The organism is Streptomyces sp. NPDC002324 (assembly GCF_053593335.1).
In genome coordinates this window covers 14,479-30,913 of sequence record NZ_JBSFCF010000038.1, presented here as the reverse complement: position 1 = coordinate 30,913, position 16,435 = coordinate 14,479, and the positions used below count along the sequence as shown (strand labels likewise).

Here is a 16,435-nt window from a genome sequence, read left to right as displayed (position 1 = left end):
GCCTCCCGGCTCCCGAAAGGAACACCGACCCGCCATGACCAACCCCTTCGAGAACCCCGACGGCACCTACCGGGTCCTGGCCAACGACGAGAACCAGCACTCCCTGTGGCCCGACTTCACCGACGTCCCCGCCGGCTGGACCACCGTCTTCGGCCCGGACAGCCGCACCGCCTGCCTGGAGTACGTCGAGCGCGAATGGACCGACCTGCGCCCCCAGAGCCTCGTCGACGCCATGGGCGCCTGACCGCCGCCCCCGGCCGAATCCACGCGACGGCCGAATCCACGCGACGGCCTCATCCACGCGACGGCCTCATCCACGCGATGTACGGAACGGAAGTGAACACGACGTGATCAGCGTCGAATCGACGACGGCACCCGCGGACCCGGCGCGGACGACCCGCCCCGCCACCGGCGGCGGAACGGTGCGCCTCGGCGCCTTTGACCTCGCCGCACTGGCCCAGGTGACGAGCGGTCTGCTGGACGAGGCGGGGGACCGGGTCGACGACCCGGCCTGGGTGGGCCGTGCCCGTCGCGCCTGGGAGGACGCCCCGGCCGAAGTACGGCGTCCGGTGCGGGAGTTCCGCAGGAACTCCGGCCCCGACGGCGCCCTCGTCCTGCGGCGGCTGTCGATCGGCGCCGCCGACCTGCCCTCCACCCCCATGGTGAAGGGCTCCGTCCAGCACACCCCCTCACTGGCGGCGGCGACACTGCTGCTGTTCGCGGCCGGGCTCGGCGACCCGGCCGCGTTCGCGGCGGAGAAGTCCGGCGCCCTGGTCCAGGACGTGGTCCCGGTGCCCGGTCAGGAAAAGGTCCAGGGCAACGTCGGCTCGGTCGAACTCACCTTCCACACCGAGAACGCCTTCCACCCCCACCGCCCCGACTACGTCATGCTGCTGTGCCTGCGGGCCGACCACGAGGGCGTCGCCGAACTGCGCACCAGCTGCGTACGCCGCGTCCTGCCGCTGCTGACGCCCGACACCCGGGCGGTGCTCAGCGCACCCCGATTCGTCACCGAGGCCCCGCCGTCCTTCGGCCCGGCCGGCGAGGGCACCGCGCACGCCGTCCTCACCGGCGACTCGGACGACCCCGACTGGTGCTTCGACGAGGCGGCCACCCGGGGCGTGACCCCCGAGGCCCGAGCGGCCCTCGCCGAACTGGCCGAGGTGGCCCACCGGACGTACACCGCGGTGCGCCTGCGCCCCGGCGACCTCGCCGTCGTCGACAACCGGGTCACCCTGCACGGCCGTTCGGCGTTCACCCCGCGCTACGACGGCCGTGACCGCTGGCTCCAGCGGACGTTCGCATTCAGCGACCTCCGCCGCTCCCGCGACCACCGCCCCGGCGACGGAACGGTCCTCGTCAAGTGACTTCGTCCGCACATGGGTCACGAGATCGATGAGTTCGAGAATCCAGAAAGGTACGTGCTGAGATGACCGAGACCGACCGGACACCCCTTGCTGTGTTCGAACGTCACGAGTCGAACGTACGCAGCTACTGCCGCGACTTTCCGGTCGTGTTCGAACGCGCCGCCGGGCACCACCTGTGGGACACCTCCGGCCGCCGCTACGTGGACCTGCTGTGCGGGGCCGGATCGCTCAACTACGGCCACAACCCGCCCGCCATCGTCGAACGGGTGATCTCCTACCTCACGGCCGGCGGACCGGTGCAGTCGCTGGACCTGCACACCGCGGCGAAGGCCGACTTCCTGGAGCGGTTCACCAGCCTCGTCCTTCAGCCGCGCGGCCTCGGCGAACACGTCGTCCAGTTCCCCGGCCCGGCCGGCACACTCGCCGTCGAGGCCGCGCTCAAGCTGGCCCGCAAGGTCACCGGCCGCACCGAGGTGATCGCCTTCACCGGCGGCTTCCACGGAGCGTCCCTCGGCGCCCTCGCGGCCACGACCTCCCCGCTGCTGCGCGGGGGAGCGGGGGTGCCCCTGACCGACGTCACGATCCTCCCGTACGGCGACGCGGCCGAGCCCGATCCGTTCGCCGCCCTGGAGCAAGCCCTCGGCCCCGACGCGGCGACGCCCCCGCCCGCCGCGGTCCTGCTGGAGACGGTCCAGGGCGAGGGCGGACTGCACACCGCTCCCCGCGCGTGGCTTGCCCGGATCCGTGAACTCGCCGACACCACCGGCACGTTGGTCATCGTGGACGACATCCAGGCGGGCTGCGGACGCACCGGTACCTTCTTCAGCTTCGAGGACACACCCGAACTACGCCCCGACCTCGTCTGCCTGTCCAAGTCCCTCAGTGGAATGGGGCTACCGATGGCGGCCCTGCTGATCCGGCGTGAGATCGACCGATGGGCACCCGGCGAGCACAACGGCACCTTCCGCGGCCACAACCTCGCCTTCGTGGCGGGCTCCGCGGCCCTGGACCACTGGACCGACCCGCACTTCACCGATCACGCCGCCGACCTGGCCACCGCCATCCGCACCAGCCTGACGAGCATCACCGACACCCTCCCTGCGGGAGCCGTCCAAGTCGTCGGCAAGGGAGCGATGAGCGGACTGAGATTCCCCGCCCCCGAGACGGCTGAGCGGATACGGGAGGCGTTGTTCCGCGCCGGCATCGTCGCCGAGACCTCGGGGTCGGGGCATGTGCTGAAGCTCCTGCCACCCCTCACGATCTCACTCACCGACTGGAAGGAAGTGGCGGACACCTTGGGTGACACCGTCCAGGTATTCGCCACGGCGTAGTCATCCGACTCCCTGTGGACGGGACAAGTCGCGCGACTACGGCCAAATCGCCAGGGCCAGGGATGCGTTCAGCCTTCGAGTCATCGAGCCATCGAGTCCGACCGTCAATATTCTTCAGTGGCGAGTTGACAAGGGCCCAATGCCATCCCTCTGTTGGCGATGCCGGGCGTGGCCATGCGGCTGAGCACAGGGTGCGGAAGCGGGTGGCCCGGCGTCGCGTTCTGGGTTCGATGTCGAGCCGGTCCGCGACGCGGGCGATGTTGCAGGGTTGCAGGCCGGCGTGGCGAGCACGTGCTGGACGCGAAATTCTTCAGGCCGCAGTAGCGAGAAGCGGCGCAGACCCGTGGGCGCGGACGTTCTGAGAGAGGGTGGCTTCGATGCCGACCCGGATCGCGTAGCGGTACTGCCACTCTTCGGTCATCTGGTCAGGTCTGTCGTGCGTCTGGATCTCGAGGAGTTCGCGGGTGGGCAGCAGGGCCTGGCGGCTGTTGTCGGGTACCGCCGGGCCGAGCAGGGTGATGCCGTGCACCCGTGCGGCCCGCTCGATGTGTGCAGGGGTACAGCCGACATCGACGACCTGCTCGCAGGGCAGTAACTCCTGCTGGGCAAGGTCATCATGAATGCAGCCGCGCCGCAGGCCGAGCGCCGCACCTGTCCCGGCGACGGTGGCGGCGACTGCGAACGAAGCGGCTGCGAGCGAAGCGGTTGCGAACGAAGCGGCTGCCACCGCTACCAGGCGAAGGCCTCTGGAGACGGTCCCGGCCCCGGGAAGATCTCGTCCAGCCCGGCCAACAACTCCTCGCTCAGCTGCAACTCGACGGCGCGCAGGGCGGATTCGAGCTGCTCCGCCGTGCGCGGGCCAACGATCGGGCCGGTCACGCCGGGACGGGTGAGCAGCCAGGCCAGGGCGGCCTCACCGGGCTCCAGACCGTGCTTGTCGAGCAGGTCCTCGTACGCCTGGATCTTCGCATGTACCTCAGGGCCGGACATGGCGCCCGCGGCTCGCCCCTCGCTGCGCCGACCGCCCTCGACCTGCTTCTTCAACACGCCGCCGAGCGCACCGCCGTGTAGCGGCGACCACGGGATGACACCGAGGCCGTACTCCTGCGCGGCCGGAATCACCTCCATCTCGGCGCGGCGCTCGTAGAGGTTGTAGAGGCACTGCTCGCTCACGAGGCCGATGGTGCCGCCGCGACGGGCGGCGATCTCGTTCGCCTGGGCGATCTTGTAACCCGGGAAGTTGGAGGACCCGACGTAGAGAATCTTTCCCTGCTGGATCAACACGTCGACGGCCTGCCAGATCTCCTCGAACGGGGTGTCCCGGTCGATGTGGTGGAACTGGTAGACGTCGATGTGGTCGGTCTGGAGCCGCTTGAGCGACGCGTCCACGGCGCGCCGGATGTTCACCGCCGACAGCTTCTCGTGGTTGGGCCACGCTGCGTCGTCCGTGCCCATGTTGCCGTACACCTTGGTGGCAAGAACGACTTTGTCGCGCCTCTGCCCACCCTTGGCGAACCAGTTGCCGATGATGCTTTCGGTACGGCCCTTGTTCTCGCCCCAGCCGTACACGTCCGCCGTGTCGAAGAAGTTGATGCCGGCGTCCAGTGCCGCGTCCATGATCGCGTGGCTGTCGGCCTCATTGGTCTGCGGACCGAAGTTCATGGTGCCGAGGACAAGTCGGCTGACCTTGAGTCCCGTGCGTCCGAGCTGCGTGTACTTCATGCACTGCACGCTAGTCGCGTGGAGTGCACTCTAGGCAAGCGCATACGTTCGGATCCCGCACATCAATGCCACATCCTTGCCAAGCAATAAGCCGCTGATGCCGGTCACCGGCGGTATGGGCCGCTCCGGGTTCGGTGGGGACTCTGAGCTTGACTCTGTAGGTCCCGTCTCTGACTGCGCAGGTCGCTCGGGCGTGCAACCTGGGCGGTACGGCAGCGACAGGCGGACGCGGGCTGCCGCCCTCGGCCCGGGCGATCGTCTCTCCCTACGACACATCGGCTCACTGCGCACGGCACACGCTGCATCGGCGAGAACGACACCCGCCCTGAGGCTAACGTGAACGGGTGAATCAACTCTGGGCGTCGTTGATCGGTGTCGTGCTCGGCGGAGGCATGTCCTACCTGGCCCAGCTCACCACCGCACGCCAGGCCGCCCGCACCGAGGACAAGCGCCAGGCCGCGCAACTGGCCGAGGCCCGCCGAGCCGAACGGCTCGACGTGATAAGGGAGTTCATCCAGCTCACGCAGCAAGGCATACGCCTCGCCGAAGAACGCTACGAGGCACCGGACTGGTCCTCTGGCCGCACACCCGAGTGGCTCGCCGCCGAGCGGGCACTCATCGAACGCCTCTGGATCTGCGAGCGGATGATCCTCGTCCTTGTCGGCCCGAAGCTCTACCAACCCGCCTGGGACTACGCGAGCGCCGTGCATCACGTCCTGTGGAAGGACCTCGGTGAGTCCGAAGCCGCGTGGAACCACCTACGCGGACCCATGAACACCTTCCTCAACGCGGCCCACGAGAAGCTGGGCTGACCCGGCCCCGGAAATCATCCCGGGCACTCAACCATCAGCGGCATGAACTACTCGTCCCCGCATGACACCGGACGCACTACTGGAACGACGGAGCCTTGCCTGGGTTCCTCCCGCGGAGCACTCCTTGGGAGCGAGGAGCGGGCGGAAGTGCCTCAGCTGGCGAGCAAGGCGTGCATCCACTGGTCTTCGCGCTGTTCGATGTATTCGGCGTCGCTTCGCCAGGCGTCGCCGTGACCCGCGGTCCACAGAGTTGCCCAGGGCTGGACACGCAGGGCGGCCTGTTCGCGCAGGAAGTCGTGCATGGAACGCGTACGGCGCCCCAGCAGTGGGACCAGCCGACGGCGTTCGGCTTCATCGAGGCCGTAGGCGTCGGCGAAGACTCGCAGTCGGTCTCCCGCGTCGCCGCGTTGCCAGTCCGGATGCGCGGACAGCGGGATGAAACCGTGCATGGCATACGCGACGTCCCACAGGCGTGAACCGGGGCCGGCGGTGTCCCAGTCGATGAAGGCCCAACGGGACTCGTCTGCGACCACAAGGTTCCATGGGGCAAGATCGTGATGGGCGATGATGTCGCCGCCTTCGGCGGGGATCAACATCTGCCAGTGCGCGTCGGGTGGTGGCGTGAAGTCCTGCACTGCATCGTGGAAGTCCCGGATCAGTCGTGCGACACGACCCAGTTGCCGAGCGGGTTCCAGCAGAGAGAACCGGTCGGGCCAGACCACATGCCCCGGCATGAAGGTCAGGATCTCGCGCCCCTGGTCGTCGATGCCCAAAGGACGAGGCGCCGCACGGAATCCCACCTCGTTCAGGTGGGTGAGCAAGGCGTGCACTGCGGGAGTCCACGGTCCGGCCGGACGACGGACAGTGTCTCCGACCCGAACGACACCATCGCTGACGTTGCCACCGGACAACGGCTGTTCTTCATCATTCTGCACCGAACCAGTGTGTCTGATCAGGTCGCCGTGATCACCCCGTTAAAGGCGAGCACCAAGGAGGTGCAGAGGTTGAAGGACAAGCTCAGGTCCCGGACTGGGGTGTGGATGTTCCCGGGACCGGCTCGACCAGCCATCTCTGTTCCGCCTCTCCGTTGCGGGGACTTGGTACCAGAACGGTGCCGGCCTCGGGCGAGGCGGGGGCGATCACGAGGCTTCTCTCGTCGCGTGCGAGGAGCTCCCCGTTGGGGCCCAACTCGAAGCGGAGGCCGAACGAGACGTCGCCCGAGGAGTCGCAGAACTCCAGATCCAGCACTTCGTCGTCCCCGCCGGCGTCCAGGCACAGATCCGGTTCGGCGAGGTTGCGCAGGAGCCCGTCTTCAAGGTGGGCCCACTGCTGCGTGCTGGCGGCTGAGCAGGCGGACAGGGTGGCCTCCGCGCCACGCTCGGGCTGCGTGCCCCGGACGTCCATGCACAGGTCCGCGGCCGCATTGCGCAGTCGGCCGCTTTCCGGGGCGTCAGGGAGAGCGGTCGCGGTTGTGGGGGAGGAAGGTGACGGAGGGGGCGCCTGTGTCGCCGGAGCCGGTGCGGTGGTGTCGGACGAGGTGCCGGTCACGACAAGTGCTGCCACGACAGCGGCCGAACTGGCGGCGATCCCGGCGACGAAGATCCTCACGCTCTTGCGGGTGGCGCCAGGCCTTCCCTTACCCACCGGCGTCTGCGGGGTGTCGGAGGGATGAGTGTCGGCTCCCTCGGCGGCCGTGGCAACGGACGCTGTCCGGGCAGGGCGTGCCCGGCATGCGGCCAGGTAGGGGTGAGCACTCTCGCCGAGCAGCGCTTCCGCCAGCAGTACGCCCGGTTTCGTGGCGCAGAGCCTGAGCTGTTCGGCGGTGTCTTGGCAGTAGGAGCACTGATCCTGATGCAGTTGCACCTCGGGCAGCGTGGAACCGGCACCGCGTGAGGGTGCGTCGAGGAGGCGGCTGTAGTCCCGGCACTCTCTCCCGGTCGCATTCTCGACATGCGTGCGCAGGAGCGCCGATCGCCACTGTTCCCTCGCCCGGTCCAACTCGGAGGGCGGTATGTTCCCCGCGATACCGAGCAGGGCTGCGAGAACGGCCGACGATTCGGCTTCCACTTCCATATGCCACAGAATGTACTGCGTGGTCCTCGGGAGTCGCAGAAAAGCCACGTGGCTCAGGTGCCGATTCCCGACCGGGTGCGGCGGGGGCCTGTCGCCGCCGGCCGCCCCGGCCTGGTCGTACGACAGCCCCGAAGCGGCGCCGGCCTGTGAGCGCGCACGCGCGATGTCTCGCACGGCGACGAGCAGGCGAGGGCGCAGGGCATCGGTGGACCCGGCTCTTTGGAGGTCCTGCACCACACGGCGGAACGCCGCTGTGGTGAGCGCTCGCGCGAGGGAGGGTGAACCGGAGGCGCAGATCTCCGCATAGTCGGAGACCGATGGCCCGTGTCGCGCGATCAACGCCGCGACTGGCGTCGTGCCCTCGATGGTCCGGGACATCCTCAGCGCGGCGACGAGAGTGTCGTCGGAGATCCCCGGAGCGGTCTCGGGGTCGGGAGCCGGACGTGTGGGAATCGGGTGAGCGAATGACACAGGGACTTTCCTTCTCCCAGGGCGCTCTGGGCAGTCTCGTCCCGGGCCGATGCGGGCAGAGGTCCAGCGCGGACCTGGTGTGGCCGTGCGGAGAGGGGTGTTGAGTTGGTGACCGCCCGGGCGATGCCGCGCGACCGTCTTGTGGGGGAGCGGGCAACGCCACGACCCGTGTGAGCCGATAGGCCGTTTACTCACTGTTTAAGTATGAACCACCCTGTCACACAGGCCAGATGTCCAACAAGGGATGCCAGGACGAAAAGGTTGGGATCGGCTCTCGTCGTCAGAACGGCCGACGGACCGGGCGTAACCGGGACTTGTTCACCTTTCGGATGCGGGCAGTCGGCCTGGAGTCGACTGGTCTTGCAACACCGGCCTCCTGGGCCACAGCGGGTGCTCAGTCGCCAGGGGCTGCGCAGGTCGGCGAAGTGGACTTGCAGCCCGGTGTCGACGCTCAGTTGGGCGTGCTGGGTCAGCTCCTTGCCGCGGCCCCAGGTCAGCGAGCTGCGCGGTCGCTCGGGCAGCGTAGTGATCGTGCCGGTGATCGCGTCGTTACGGCCTCGGTGCCTGGGCTGGCCAGGGCCGGGCCGTTCCTGTCTCGTGGCTCGACACCGTAGCCGTCCATCCGCGGCAGGTGCAGAAGGGGTGAAGCGGGTCGTACGTTCCACGAGGGTGCCGATCGCGGACCGGCCGGTGTCGATGATGAGGTCGGCCTCCCAGCGGCCCGGCACCGCCACCGGCCTGACCACCACGTCGGCGCTCGCGTTCGGCCCCCGGCGACCGACGCGATGCTCGGCGTGTTCCTGCGCTGACCGCACCCCGGTCCGGCGTGACGCCCGCGCGGGGTCGCGCCGGACCGGTGAGGTGCCCATGCTGGTGCTGGTGTCCGTCAGGTGGTGTGGCGCAGGATCTCCCCGGCCGGACGGGCGTCCAGAACCGTGGGCAGGGTGTGCGCCAGCCCCTCGACCAGGACGAGCCGTGCTCCGGGTATCGCGGCGGCGGTGGCCTCCCCGTGGGCGGGCGGGAACATCGGGTCCTCCGTACCGTGCAGCACCAGCGTCGGCGCGGTGACGGAGGCCAGGCCCGCCGTGTCGTCCCCGCCGGCCGCTCCGGCGAGCGTGTGGTGGAAACCGGCCGTCAGATCACGCGCCCGCTCGTACACCCGCCGCTCCATGCGCCGGTACTCCTCCTCGTCGAACGGCAGCACCGAGCCGTGCAGCACCCGCCACAGCGGGAGCCGGAGGGCCAGGTGGCCCTCCAGGCCCCCTTCCGGATCGGGGAGGGCGGCGGCGAGCGCGGTCAGCAACTCCATTCTGGGTGGCGGCAGTTGACCGGGCGCAGGGGGTTCCTCCGCCATCGCCCGGCGCACCGCCCCCGCCGTGTCCGTACCGAGCGGCTGCGACGACAGACTCGTCAGCGTCAGCACCCGCTGCGGATCGGTGACGGCGATCCGCTGCGCGATGATCCCGCCCAGCGACGCCCCGACCAGATGCGCCCGCTCCACCCCGAACGCGTCCAGCACGGCGAGCGCGTCGGAGGCCATGTCGGCGACGGTGTACGGCCGGACGGCGAAGTCGACGACCGAGGACCGCCCCACATCGCGATGGTCGAACCGGATCACCCGACGCCCACCCTCGACCAGCCGCCGCACGATCCCGTCGTTCCACTGGACTCCCTGCGCCTGCGCGCCCATCACGAGCAGCACAACCGGATGCTCGGGCGCGCCGAACTCCTCCGCCCACAGCTCGATGCCGTCGGTGGGGACCATCCGCTCACGGCCGTCGTGAAGGCCGTCGTTCATGGGTTCGTCTTCCTGCGTCAGTTCATTTTCCTGCATGGTCGTTCAAGATAATGGCTCGACAGAGATCACGCACGGGGTTTTCGAGGTGGACGCCCTGCCGCCGCACCCGGCACCCTGATCGCATGGCCGGAGTCAAGGGACAGGTGCAGCAGCGGGGCGTGGAACGCCGTCGCGCGATGGTGGACGCCGCGATCACGCTCTTCTCGCAACAGGGCGTACGAGGGACCGGGGTCGCCGCGATCGCGGAACGGGCCGGCGTGACCCCTTCCGCCCTCATCCACCACTTCGGCAGCAAGGACGGCTTGGTCCGGGCGGTTCTGGAGGAGGCCGACCGCCGCGCCCTGGCCCGCCTGTCGGCGACTGCGGCCTCGAAACCAACGCTCGACGAGGCCTTCGACTGGTTCGTGCGGGACGCAGAGCACACGGCCGTCGCCGAACGCGAACTGACCGCCCTGCACACCACCCTGACGGCGGAGAACCTGGAACCCGGCGCGGCCCTCCACACCTGGTTCCGCGACCGCGGCCGAGCCCTGCGTGCCCACCTGACGGCCCTGTTCACCCGCGCCGCGGCCGACGGCACCGCCCGCCCCGGCCCGAACCCGTCCCTCCTTGCTGTCGAGGTCGCCGCCTTCCTCGAAGGCGTTCACCTCCTGTGGCTGCTGGACCCCAAGGAGGTGGACCTCACGGCCGTGCACCGCGGTTACTTCGAGGGCCTGGCCGCCCGCCTGCGCCCCTGACCGCGAACCCCGTCAGACGCACGAGGTTCCTCGATGAGAAGAGTGGAGTGACGGGAGACTGTCACGCTCCGTTCTGAGGGAGCCCGGGGGTGAGATTCCCCCGGCCCCCCGGCCCCCCGGCCCCCCGGCCCCCCGACCCCCCGAGGCTGTCGCGCTCGATGACGCTCTCGGGTCGCCCGGCCGCTTTCCTGACGTCATAGCGGGTCGTGGGGCGGCGGTTCTTGGAGCCAAGCGGCCTTCCTGGGCCGGGTGTTGAGGGTTTCGGTGCACGGGCCGGGCAGGCGAGGTGCGGGCGGAGGTTGCGAAACCCTCGGCGGACGCGGGCCGGGGTGAGCCGTGCGGGCTCGGCCGGCCTCTCCCAGGGGCGGCGGAGATCCGCCGCGGCTTCGCGGGTGAGCCGGAGCTGGGTGTGGGCAGCGATCACGAGCCACGTCCAGCGGTCTCCGGGTCCGAGGAGCGTCCGCTACGGCCGTGGACGTGGCAGAACAGGCGATCCGCGCTGGTGGGAGGGTCGGGGCGGAGCCAGTTGCTGACGTTGACCGCGAGGACCAGGCGGCCGTCGGCGACCTGAGGCATGGGCCGGCCGGCCAGCACCTGCCGCGGGCGGGGCACGTCGATGTTCCCGCTGTTCAGGGCGTCATACACGGCGCCGTGCCCGCGCCGGTGCTCAGCCACCAACGTCAGGCCCACCGGCGCTCTCACCGGCCCGTCCGCACACAGCAGCGCGTCCAAGAGGTCGAACAGCTCGTCCCCGCGAGCGGGCAGACAGCCGAATAAGTCCTCCCGGAAGCGTGACGCTTTCACGAACGCTTCCCCCGGAACATGATCAGGCAGCAGATTCACCTTCACGGCCTTCGTCGTGGTCACGTGCATCCTCGGTCGGAGCACATGATCAGACGAAGGCCGCCTCAGCGTCCGGCGAACCCCCAGGTGAGCGGCCTGGTTCGAGGAGCATTCCGACTCATCGATAGCCTGCATCACCATGATGCGCGCTTGGATCCTGCCGATGCTGCTTGTGCTCAGCGGCTCAGTCGTCGCGACTGTGCAGATCTTCAAGGGGAGCCCCGGCACAGCCCCGGCACTCCTGCTGGCGTTCCTCGCGCTCGCCGGCGTCAACTCGCCCCTGATCTTCCCAAGGTCGATCGGCGCGCTGGAGGCACAACGCCGTAGCGCGGTCGACGGCCGACCGGTCGTCTTCTGGCGGCCGGGCTGCAAGTACTGCATACGACTGCGCATCCGGCTTGGCCGCAGCGCCCGCCAGTTGCACTGGGTCAACATCTGGCGCGACCCTGCAGGAGCCGCAGTGGTGAGGGCGGCCAACGAAGGCAACGAGACCGTGCCGACTGTCGTCGTGGCGGGCCAGCCACACACCAACCCCGATCCCACATGGGTGCGCGAGCAGCTCTCCCCTTCCGCGTGATCACAAACCGCGCCTCTTGGAGATGCGTCCGTAGACCCAAGCGGACAGAGGTTGAAAGACAAGCTCAGAGGTCGTTTTCATCCGCACTGCTCGTATCTAGGACGGTTCCCGGAGTACGGGATTGTGATGCGGAACGGATAGCGGGTGCGATTGGGGCCTGTGAATCGCATGGTGTGACGGGCGGTGCGGGATGAGGCTTGTTCCTGTCTCATCCCGCACCGCCCGGTTCTTCTGCGTGCTTCCGCCGTCACTGATGTCGCCTGGGCGCACCTGGTCCGCAGCGATACGCCGGAAGCATTCCTGCGCGATGCCCGTATCCGAGTGATCTGACCGATGCCCGCTGGGAGTTGATCGAGCCGGTGCTGTCCGCCTGGCGCTTCGAGCGCCGCGGCAGGGCGCTGGACACGATCGCCCGCTGGAAGGGCGCCAAGCTGACGGTGTGGGACAAGACCCAGCGGGTGGTCGGCACCCAGACCGAACTCTCCACCGTGTTCGATCTGGAGGCCCGACAGCACCGCGGTGGCCGAGGCGGCCACGATCGACATGGGTCCGGGGACCTACACCTCGCAGACTCAGGTCGCCGCGGACGCGCTCGGGCTGACCATGCGCGCGGTGACCTTCCGGCTCGGCGACTCCCTCTACCCGCCGACCCCGCCGCACGGCGACTCGATGACCATGACCGTCGTCGTGCGCGGCGGCCGACTGCACGTGCAGAAGAACCCGGCCCGCGGCGAGACCTACCAGCGGCTGCTGACCCGGAACAGGCTCACGCACCTCGAAGCCGAAGGTGCGAACGCCGGGGCGCCGGAACCCGCGCGCCACGCATACTTCTCCTATGGCGCGGTCTTCACCGAGGTCGGGGTCGACGCCACCCTGGACCTGGTACGAGTGAGGCGGATGCTCGGCGTGTACGACGTAGGCCGCATCGTCAGCCCCGAGCTCGCGGACAGCCAGGCGCTGGGCGGCATGGTCGGGCATCGGCCAGGCCCTGCTTGAGCACGCGGTCACCGATCACCGTGACGGCCGGATCGTCAACGCGAGCCTCGCCGACTACCTCGTCCCCGTCAACGCGGACATCCCGGACCTCAAGGCCATCTACCTGGAGAGTGAGGATCCGCAGGCCAACCCGCTCGGCGTCAAGGGGATCGGCGAGATCGTCCAGGTCGGCGTGGCGGCGGCCATCGCCAACGCGGTCTACAACGCCACCGGCCGCCGCATCCGCGAACTGCCCATCACCGCACAGGCGTTGATCTGAGCCGGGGTGTCCCGGGCCACGGAGGAGAAGCCGCAGTCAGAGACGGGACCTGCTCACCGGAACGGGGACGAAGGGGCAACGGGCACCTCGACAGCTGTATCGGTCGGCGGAACTACCCGAGCATGCCCGTCGATTTTGCTGGTCAGAGACTGGTGTCGTTCAGGGGGAGTTGCCGTGCCCGCGTCTCGGGGGCGTTGGGGCTCAGCGGAGCCGGTCGTAGACGAGGGCCATCGCGCCCAGGTCACCGGTCTCCTGGTGGGTGAGCTTCCACTTCGTCGGGGGGAGGCCGTCGTCGAACAGCCGCATCCCGCCGCCGGCGATCTCCGGGATGACGGTGAGGTACATCCGGTCGAGCAGGTCGGCTGACAGCAACGCCTTGGTGATGCTGGGGCTGGTATTCACGAGGATGTCGCCCTCGCCATCAGCCTTCAGGTCGGCGATGATGTCGGCGACGGGGCCGTTCATGATGCGGGTGCGTTCCCATGGCGCCTCGGTCAGGGTGGTCGACAACACCACCTTCTCGGTGTCGACCAGCCACTTGGCGTATCCGCGGTCGCGGGGATCGGCCTTGTCGTCAGCGGCGACCGGCGGCCAATACCCCATGAATCCCTCGGCGAGGACCCGGCCGAGCAGCGCCGTGGTCGCGTTCTCCCGCATGCGGGTCATCTGGTCGCGCGCGACGTCGGTGGTCGCGTAGGTGGCGAACGCGGCGAAGTCGGCGGGCCCGCCTGCTCCGTGGTAGCGCCCGTCGAGGCTGATGGCCAGGTTGGCGGTCACCTTGCGTCCGGTGGTCTGCGCGGTCATGTCGTGCTCCTTGTGTCGGTGTCGTGCACGGTGCTGCCGGTGGTGCGGGTATCGGTGGCGAGGGTCGTCGCGAGTCTGTCGAGGCTCTGGCCGAAGCCGATCTCGATGCCGGCAGCGAAGTCCGCGGAGTCGACGGTGCTGTCGGTGACCCGGTAGAGGACGTCCAGGTCGGTGCCGTGGGCGGCGGGCCGGAGGTTGAGGTCGAGGTGGCCGACGAAAGCGAAGCTGCCGTCGGAGAGCAGTGGGGAGAGCTGGTAGGTCAGGCGCTCACCAGGGCGAACATCGTCGACGACGCCCTCCGCGTGCCCGACGATCGCCTCGGAGTCGTCGATGTCCTCGGCGTCGCGGTATTCCAAGACGATCCGCCCACCAGGTCGTGCCTCGAACGCAAACTTTGAGACGCGCAGGCCGTCGGGCGCCCACCAGCGGGCAAGCAGAGCCGACTCGGTCAGGTGACGCCACACCAGCTCGGGACTCCCCTTCATCGACCGGTGCAAGCGGAATGAACGACCGTCGGCCCACCCCGGCTCCCGCGCCTCGGACCGCTCGGCGTCGAGGCTGATCCCGTACCGGTCGAAGGTCTCGCGCGGGCCACCGCTCTGGTCCGCGGCGTCGGCGAGCCGGTTGAGAGCGGCCGCCAGACCCCGCAGAGGGCCTGGCTGGAGTGCATAGACGCGACGCTGGCCGGAGCGCTGGGAGGTGACGACGCCCGCGCGCTCCAGGGCTTGCAAGTGCTTGGTCGTCTGCGGCTGGCGGGCTTTGGCGAGCCGTGCCAGGACGCCGACCGAACGAGGCCGCTCGGCCAGCAGTGTCACGAGCCGCCAGCGGGCCGGATCGGCCAGCGCGATGAGGAGTGCGTCCATGAGGAGAAGTATTCTCCATGAAGAATATTCGTGTCAAGGAATATGTGGGGTCGGTCAGAGGCGCACCGGGAGTGCGACACTGGATCTCGCGTGTGCGATGCTTCCGCTTCGACTTCACTCTTGGCCCCGGCAGCATCGCCCGTCCGAGAACGCGCGGGTTCCAGGAAACCTGAGCGGTGAGAGGCCGGAACCTGCATGTCACTTGATGGCTGTGGTGGTCCTGCGCGCGGGTTCGCCGTGGTTTACGGGCTTTGACTTCCCGGGCGTTCGCCGTGCCGCATCCAACTGTCAGCCCGCAGGCCAATGTCGGCTCGGCATGCCGTCATCGCTCATGTGCGCCCGCTGCCAGATCCCTTTCCAGTTGAACGGGGCATCCGGGACGAACCGGTGCCGCTGCCCGCACGGACATGGCGCCAGTACCCACGCGCACCCACGGCACAGCTCCACCCATCCGTGCCCGGTCGAGTTCGACTCCAGCGGTCTCTCGTCCCCGCAGGCGGGGCAGCCGGGAAGATCGGCGCCGTCCAAAATCGCGTTCTGCCGCCGGACGTACTCGGACAGCCGCAGCGACGGATGGCGAAACGGGTCTTCGTACCAGGCGCGGTTCGGGCCCTCCCACCAACTCCGCAGCCACCACGGTCGCGGGTCCACCACAGCCCGCCGCCCGGCCCGCTTCTCTGCCCGGCGTTGCGCGGCGTACTCCTCCGCCCGCGCGAGCCACAGCACCCGCGCCTCAAACAGTTCCTCCACCGCCCGCACCAGCGCGTCCGGATCCGCCTCCAGCCGCCGGGGGATCGCGGCGCTGAGCGTGAGGTGGTGACAGGTCGCCCGGAAGCCGTATGGCGCGAAGAGGGTGATGCAGGTCCGCAGCGCGCTGTGCCGACGGCGGAGGGGGAGGCGGGCGTCGTGCACGCGCGCTCGGTGGGTCAGGAAGCTGGTCATTGTGTGGGCCCCAGGTCCAGGGCCCGGGCCAGGGCGGCGGTGACGGCGGCGGCATGTGCCGGCAGGTGTTGTTCGGCCCAGGTTCCGGCGAGGCTGAGGAAGTCCCGCAAGTCCTGCTGGGCACCGGTGACGAGCGCGCGTACCTGGTCTACTGGCAGCTCGATCCCAGGGCTGTCGTCCTTCGCGTAGGCGTCGAGAGTCAGCCGGACGGTGTCGCCGACGCGCTCGGCCACCGAGGACGGGTCGTGGCCGAAGTACGAGCAGCCGGTGCCGTCGAGCACCTCCAGCCAGTCCCGCCAGCTCTCCAGGCCGCTGCAGCAGCCCGGCTCGACAAAGACGGTGTCGGTAGCGTCGTCAATCACCCGGAACCCGCCGGCGGCGAACAGGTCGGGCATGGTGAGCAGCCCGTGCAGGAACGTGCCGAGCGGATCGGTCGGGCACGGCCCGTGCTCCTCCTCCGGCTCGAAGTCGTTGCAGTCGGCGATCCGCATAACCGCCGTGCCGACCTCCGCCGGAGTCAGCTCCCCGTCCAGAACGAGGTAGCCGTACGACTCGTGCTCGCCGACCGGCCAGAGCGCAAAGTCGTCGGCAGCGAAGACTTCCAGAACGGGGTGCATCACGATCACACGGGGATGATGCCGGACCCCACTGCCGCACCGCCACGGCTTTAGCTGCGGTATCGGGCTCAAGGCGGGGCCTGCTACCTGGGCAGTTTCGCAGTTCGCTCCGGATAGACGGTGCCGACGTAGCGCATGGCGGTCTGTTCGGTGATGCCGAAGAGCCTCATGAGCTTGAGAGGGTCGCCGGTGGCGAAGGCTTTGTTGAGGATGCGGTCCTGGC

At 69.2% G+C, this 16,435-nt stretch carries 16 protein-coding genes and 4 pseudogenes; 9 read left to right on the top strand and 11 right to left on the bottom strand.

The genetic code is table 11. From position 1 onward, the window contains the following. The first annotated feature begins 34 nt into the window (after positions 1-34). The 3 genes from ACWCRJ_RS35270 (at position 35) to ACWCRJ_RS35260 (ending at position 2,698) form a co-directional block, all read left to right on the top strand. Entirely contained in the window at positions 35-244 is a 210-nt protein-coding gene (locus ACWCRJ_RS35270; protein WP_450943098.1) for an MbtH family protein, read from the top strand. A gap of 103 nt (positions 245-347) precedes the next feature. Beyond that, positions 348-1,367, top strand: coding sequence for a TauD/TfdA family dioxygenase (locus ACWCRJ_RS35265; RefSeq protein WP_450943097.1), 1,020 nt, complete (start codon positions 348-350; stop codon positions 1,365-1,367). Positions 1,368-1,429: 62 nt separating this feature from the next. Further along, positions 1,430-2,698, top strand: a complete 1,269-nt coding sequence (locus ACWCRJ_RS35260) for a diaminobutyrate--2-oxoglutarate transaminase (protein ID WP_450943096.1) — start codon at positions 1,430-1,432, stop codon at positions 2,696-2,698. Positions 2,699-3,008: 310 nt separating this feature from the next. On the opposite strand, the gene ACWCRJ_RS35255 is transcribed toward ACWCRJ_RS35260, so the two are convergent. Both ACWCRJ_RS35255 and ACWCRJ_RS35250 read right to left on the bottom strand, forming a co-directional pair. Then, a complete protein-coding gene (locus tag ACWCRJ_RS35255) occupies positions 3,009-3,425 on the bottom strand; it encodes a hypothetical protein (protein WP_450943095.1) in 417 nt (138 codons plus the stop codon). 2 nt (positions 3,426-3,427) lie between these two features. Beyond that, entirely contained in the window at positions 3,428-4,420 is a 993-nt protein-coding gene (locus ACWCRJ_RS35250; protein WP_450943094.1) for an aldo/keto reductase, read from the bottom strand. A 344-nt stretch (positions 4,421-4,764) separates the two neighbouring features. On the opposite strand from ACWCRJ_RS35250, the gene ACWCRJ_RS35245 reads away from it, so the two are divergent. Then, complete coding sequence (locus ACWCRJ_RS35245) at positions 4,765-5,232, top strand: hypothetical protein (RefSeq protein ID WP_450943093.1); 468 nt, start codon at positions 4,765-4,767, stop codon at positions 5,230-5,232. 152 nt (positions 5,233-5,384) lie between these two features. Here ACWCRJ_RS35245 and ACWCRJ_RS35240 read toward each other — a convergent pair whose 3' ends face one another. Both ACWCRJ_RS35240 and ACWCRJ_RS35235 read right to left on the bottom strand, forming a co-directional pair. Continuing rightward, positions 5,385-6,167, bottom strand: coding sequence for a phosphotransferase enzyme family protein (locus tag ACWCRJ_RS35240; RefSeq protein WP_450943092.1), 783 nt, complete (start codon positions 6,165-6,167; stop codon positions 5,385-5,387). An 82-nt stretch (positions 6,168-6,249) separates the two neighbouring features. Continuing rightward, complete coding sequence (locus ACWCRJ_RS35235) at positions 6,250-6,780, bottom strand: RICIN domain-containing protein (protein ID WP_450943132.1); 531 nt, start codon at positions 6,778-6,780, stop codon at positions 6,250-6,252. Positions 6,781-6,978: 198 nt separating this feature from the next. On the opposite strand from ACWCRJ_RS35235, the gene ACWCRJ_RS35230 reads away from it, so the two are divergent. Then, positions 6,979-7,125, top strand: a complete 147-nt coding sequence (locus ACWCRJ_RS35230; protein ID WP_450943134.1) for a hypothetical protein — start codon at positions 6,979-6,981, stop codon at positions 7,123-7,125. Positions 7,126-8,147: 1,022 nt separating this feature from the next. Here the strand turns inward: ACWCRJ_RS35230 and ACWCRJ_RS35225 are convergent. Then, a pseudogene (locus tag ACWCRJ_RS35225) lies at positions 8,148-8,507 on the bottom strand (transposase); the annotation flags it as partial. Between the two features lie 155 nt (positions 8,508-8,662). Then, entirely contained in the window at positions 8,663-9,574 is a 912-nt protein-coding gene (locus ACWCRJ_RS35220; RefSeq protein ID WP_450943091.1) for an alpha/beta fold hydrolase, read from the bottom strand. Between the two features lie 122 nt (positions 9,575-9,696). Here ACWCRJ_RS35220 and ACWCRJ_RS35215 point away from each other — a divergent pair, with 122 nt between their 5' ends. Continuing rightward, positions 9,697-10,311, top strand: a complete 615-nt coding sequence (locus ACWCRJ_RS35215) for a TetR/AcrR family transcriptional regulator (RefSeq protein WP_450943090.1) — start codon at positions 9,697-9,699, stop codon at positions 10,309-10,311. 61 nt (positions 10,312-10,372) lie between these two features. Here ACWCRJ_RS35215 and ACWCRJ_RS35210 read toward each other — a convergent pair. Next, positions 10,373-11,184, bottom strand: a pseudogene (locus ACWCRJ_RS35210) (transposase). A gap of 109 nt (positions 11,185-11,293) precedes the next feature. Here ACWCRJ_RS35210 and ACWCRJ_RS35205 point away from each other — a divergent pair. The 3 genes and pseudogenes from ACWCRJ_RS35205 to ACWCRJ_RS35195 all read left to right on the top strand — a co-directional run. Beyond that, the gene (locus ACWCRJ_RS35205; RefSeq protein WP_450943089.1) at positions 11,294-11,731 is read left to right on the top strand and encodes a glutaredoxin domain-containing protein; all 438 of its coding nucleotides are present in this window, start codon (positions 11,294-11,296) and stop codon (positions 11,729-11,731) included. Between the two features lie 296 nt (positions 11,732-12,027). After that, positions 12,028-12,126: pseudogene (locus tag ACWCRJ_RS35200) on the top strand (IS5 family transposase); the annotation flags it as partial. A gap of 112 nt (positions 12,127-12,238) precedes the next feature. Further along, positions 12,239-12,986: pseudogene (locus ACWCRJ_RS35195) on the top strand (xanthine dehydrogenase family protein molybdopterin-binding subunit); the annotation flags it as partial. Between the two features lie 201 nt (positions 12,987-13,187). On the opposite strand, the gene ACWCRJ_RS35190 reads toward ACWCRJ_RS35195, so the two are convergent. From ACWCRJ_RS35190 to ACWCRJ_RS35175, 4 genes are all read right to left on the bottom strand, one after another. Continuing rightward, on the bottom strand, positions 13,188-13,790 hold the full coding sequence (locus tag ACWCRJ_RS35190; protein WP_450943088.1) for a dihydrofolate reductase family protein: 603 nt from the start codon (positions 13,788-13,790) through the stop codon (positions 13,188-13,190). Beyond that, entirely contained in the window at positions 13,787-14,653 is an 867-nt protein-coding gene (locus ACWCRJ_RS35185) for a metalloregulator ArsR/SmtB family transcription factor (protein ID WP_450943087.1), read from the bottom strand. The genes ACWCRJ_RS35190 and ACWCRJ_RS35185 overlap by 4 nt, the downstream gene beginning before the upstream one ends. A 288-nt stretch (positions 14,654-14,941) precedes the next feature. Beyond that, positions 14,942-15,595 (bottom strand): hypothetical protein, encoded by a 654-nt coding sequence (locus ACWCRJ_RS35180; RefSeq protein ID WP_450943086.1) that lies wholly within the window; start codon positions 15,593-15,595, stop codon positions 14,942-14,944. Beyond that, entirely contained in the window at positions 15,592-16,212 is a 621-nt protein-coding gene (locus ACWCRJ_RS35175; protein WP_450943131.1) for a hypothetical protein, read from the bottom strand. The genes ACWCRJ_RS35180 and ACWCRJ_RS35175 overlap by 4 nt, the downstream gene beginning before the upstream one ends. Between the last annotated feature and the right edge of the window lie 223 nt (positions 16,213-16,435).

What these genes read in the sequence shown, in the direction of transcription:
- ACWCRJ_RS35185 (WP_450943087.1), bottom strand. Translation starts at nt 14,653, where the DNA reads ATGGACGCACTCCTCATCGCGCTGGCCGATCCGGCCCGCTGGCGGCTC.
- ACWCRJ_RS35215 (WP_450943090.1), top strand. Translation starts at nt 9,697, where the DNA reads ATGGCCGGAGTCAAGGGACAGGTGCAGCAGCGGGGCGTGGAACGCCGT.
- ACWCRJ_RS35260 (WP_450943096.1), top strand. Translation starts at nt 1,430, where the DNA reads ATGACCGAGACCGACCGGACACCCCTTGCTGTGTTCGAACGTCACGAG.
- ACWCRJ_RS35180 (WP_450943086.1), bottom strand. Translation starts at nt 15,595, where the DNA reads ATGACCAGCTTCCTGACCCACCGAGCGCGCGTGCACGACGCCCGCCTC.
- ACWCRJ_RS35220 (WP_450943091.1), bottom strand. Translation starts at nt 9,574, where the DNA reads ATGAACGACGGCCTTCACGACGGCCGTGAGCGGATGGTCCCCACCGAC.
- ACWCRJ_RS35190 (WP_450943088.1), bottom strand. Translation starts at nt 13,790, where the DNA reads ATGACCGCGCAGACCACCGGACGCAAGGTGACCGCCAACCTGGCCATC.
- ACWCRJ_RS35270 (WP_450943098.1), top strand. Translation starts at nt 35, where the DNA reads ATGACCAACCCCTTCGAGAACCCCGACGGCACCTACCGGGTCCTGGCC.
- ACWCRJ_RS35250 (WP_450943094.1), bottom strand. Translation starts at nt 4,420, where the DNA reads ATGAAGTACACGCAGCTCGGACGCACGGGACTCAAGGTCAGCCGACTT.
- ACWCRJ_RS35205 (WP_450943089.1), top strand. Translation starts at nt 11,294, where the DNA reads ATGATGCGCGCTTGGATCCTGCCGATGCTGCTTGTGCTCAGCGGCTCA.
- ACWCRJ_RS35175 (WP_450943131.1), bottom strand. Translation starts at nt 16,212, where the DNA reads ATGCACCCCGTTCTGGAAGTCTTCGCTGCCGACGACTTTGCGCTCTGG.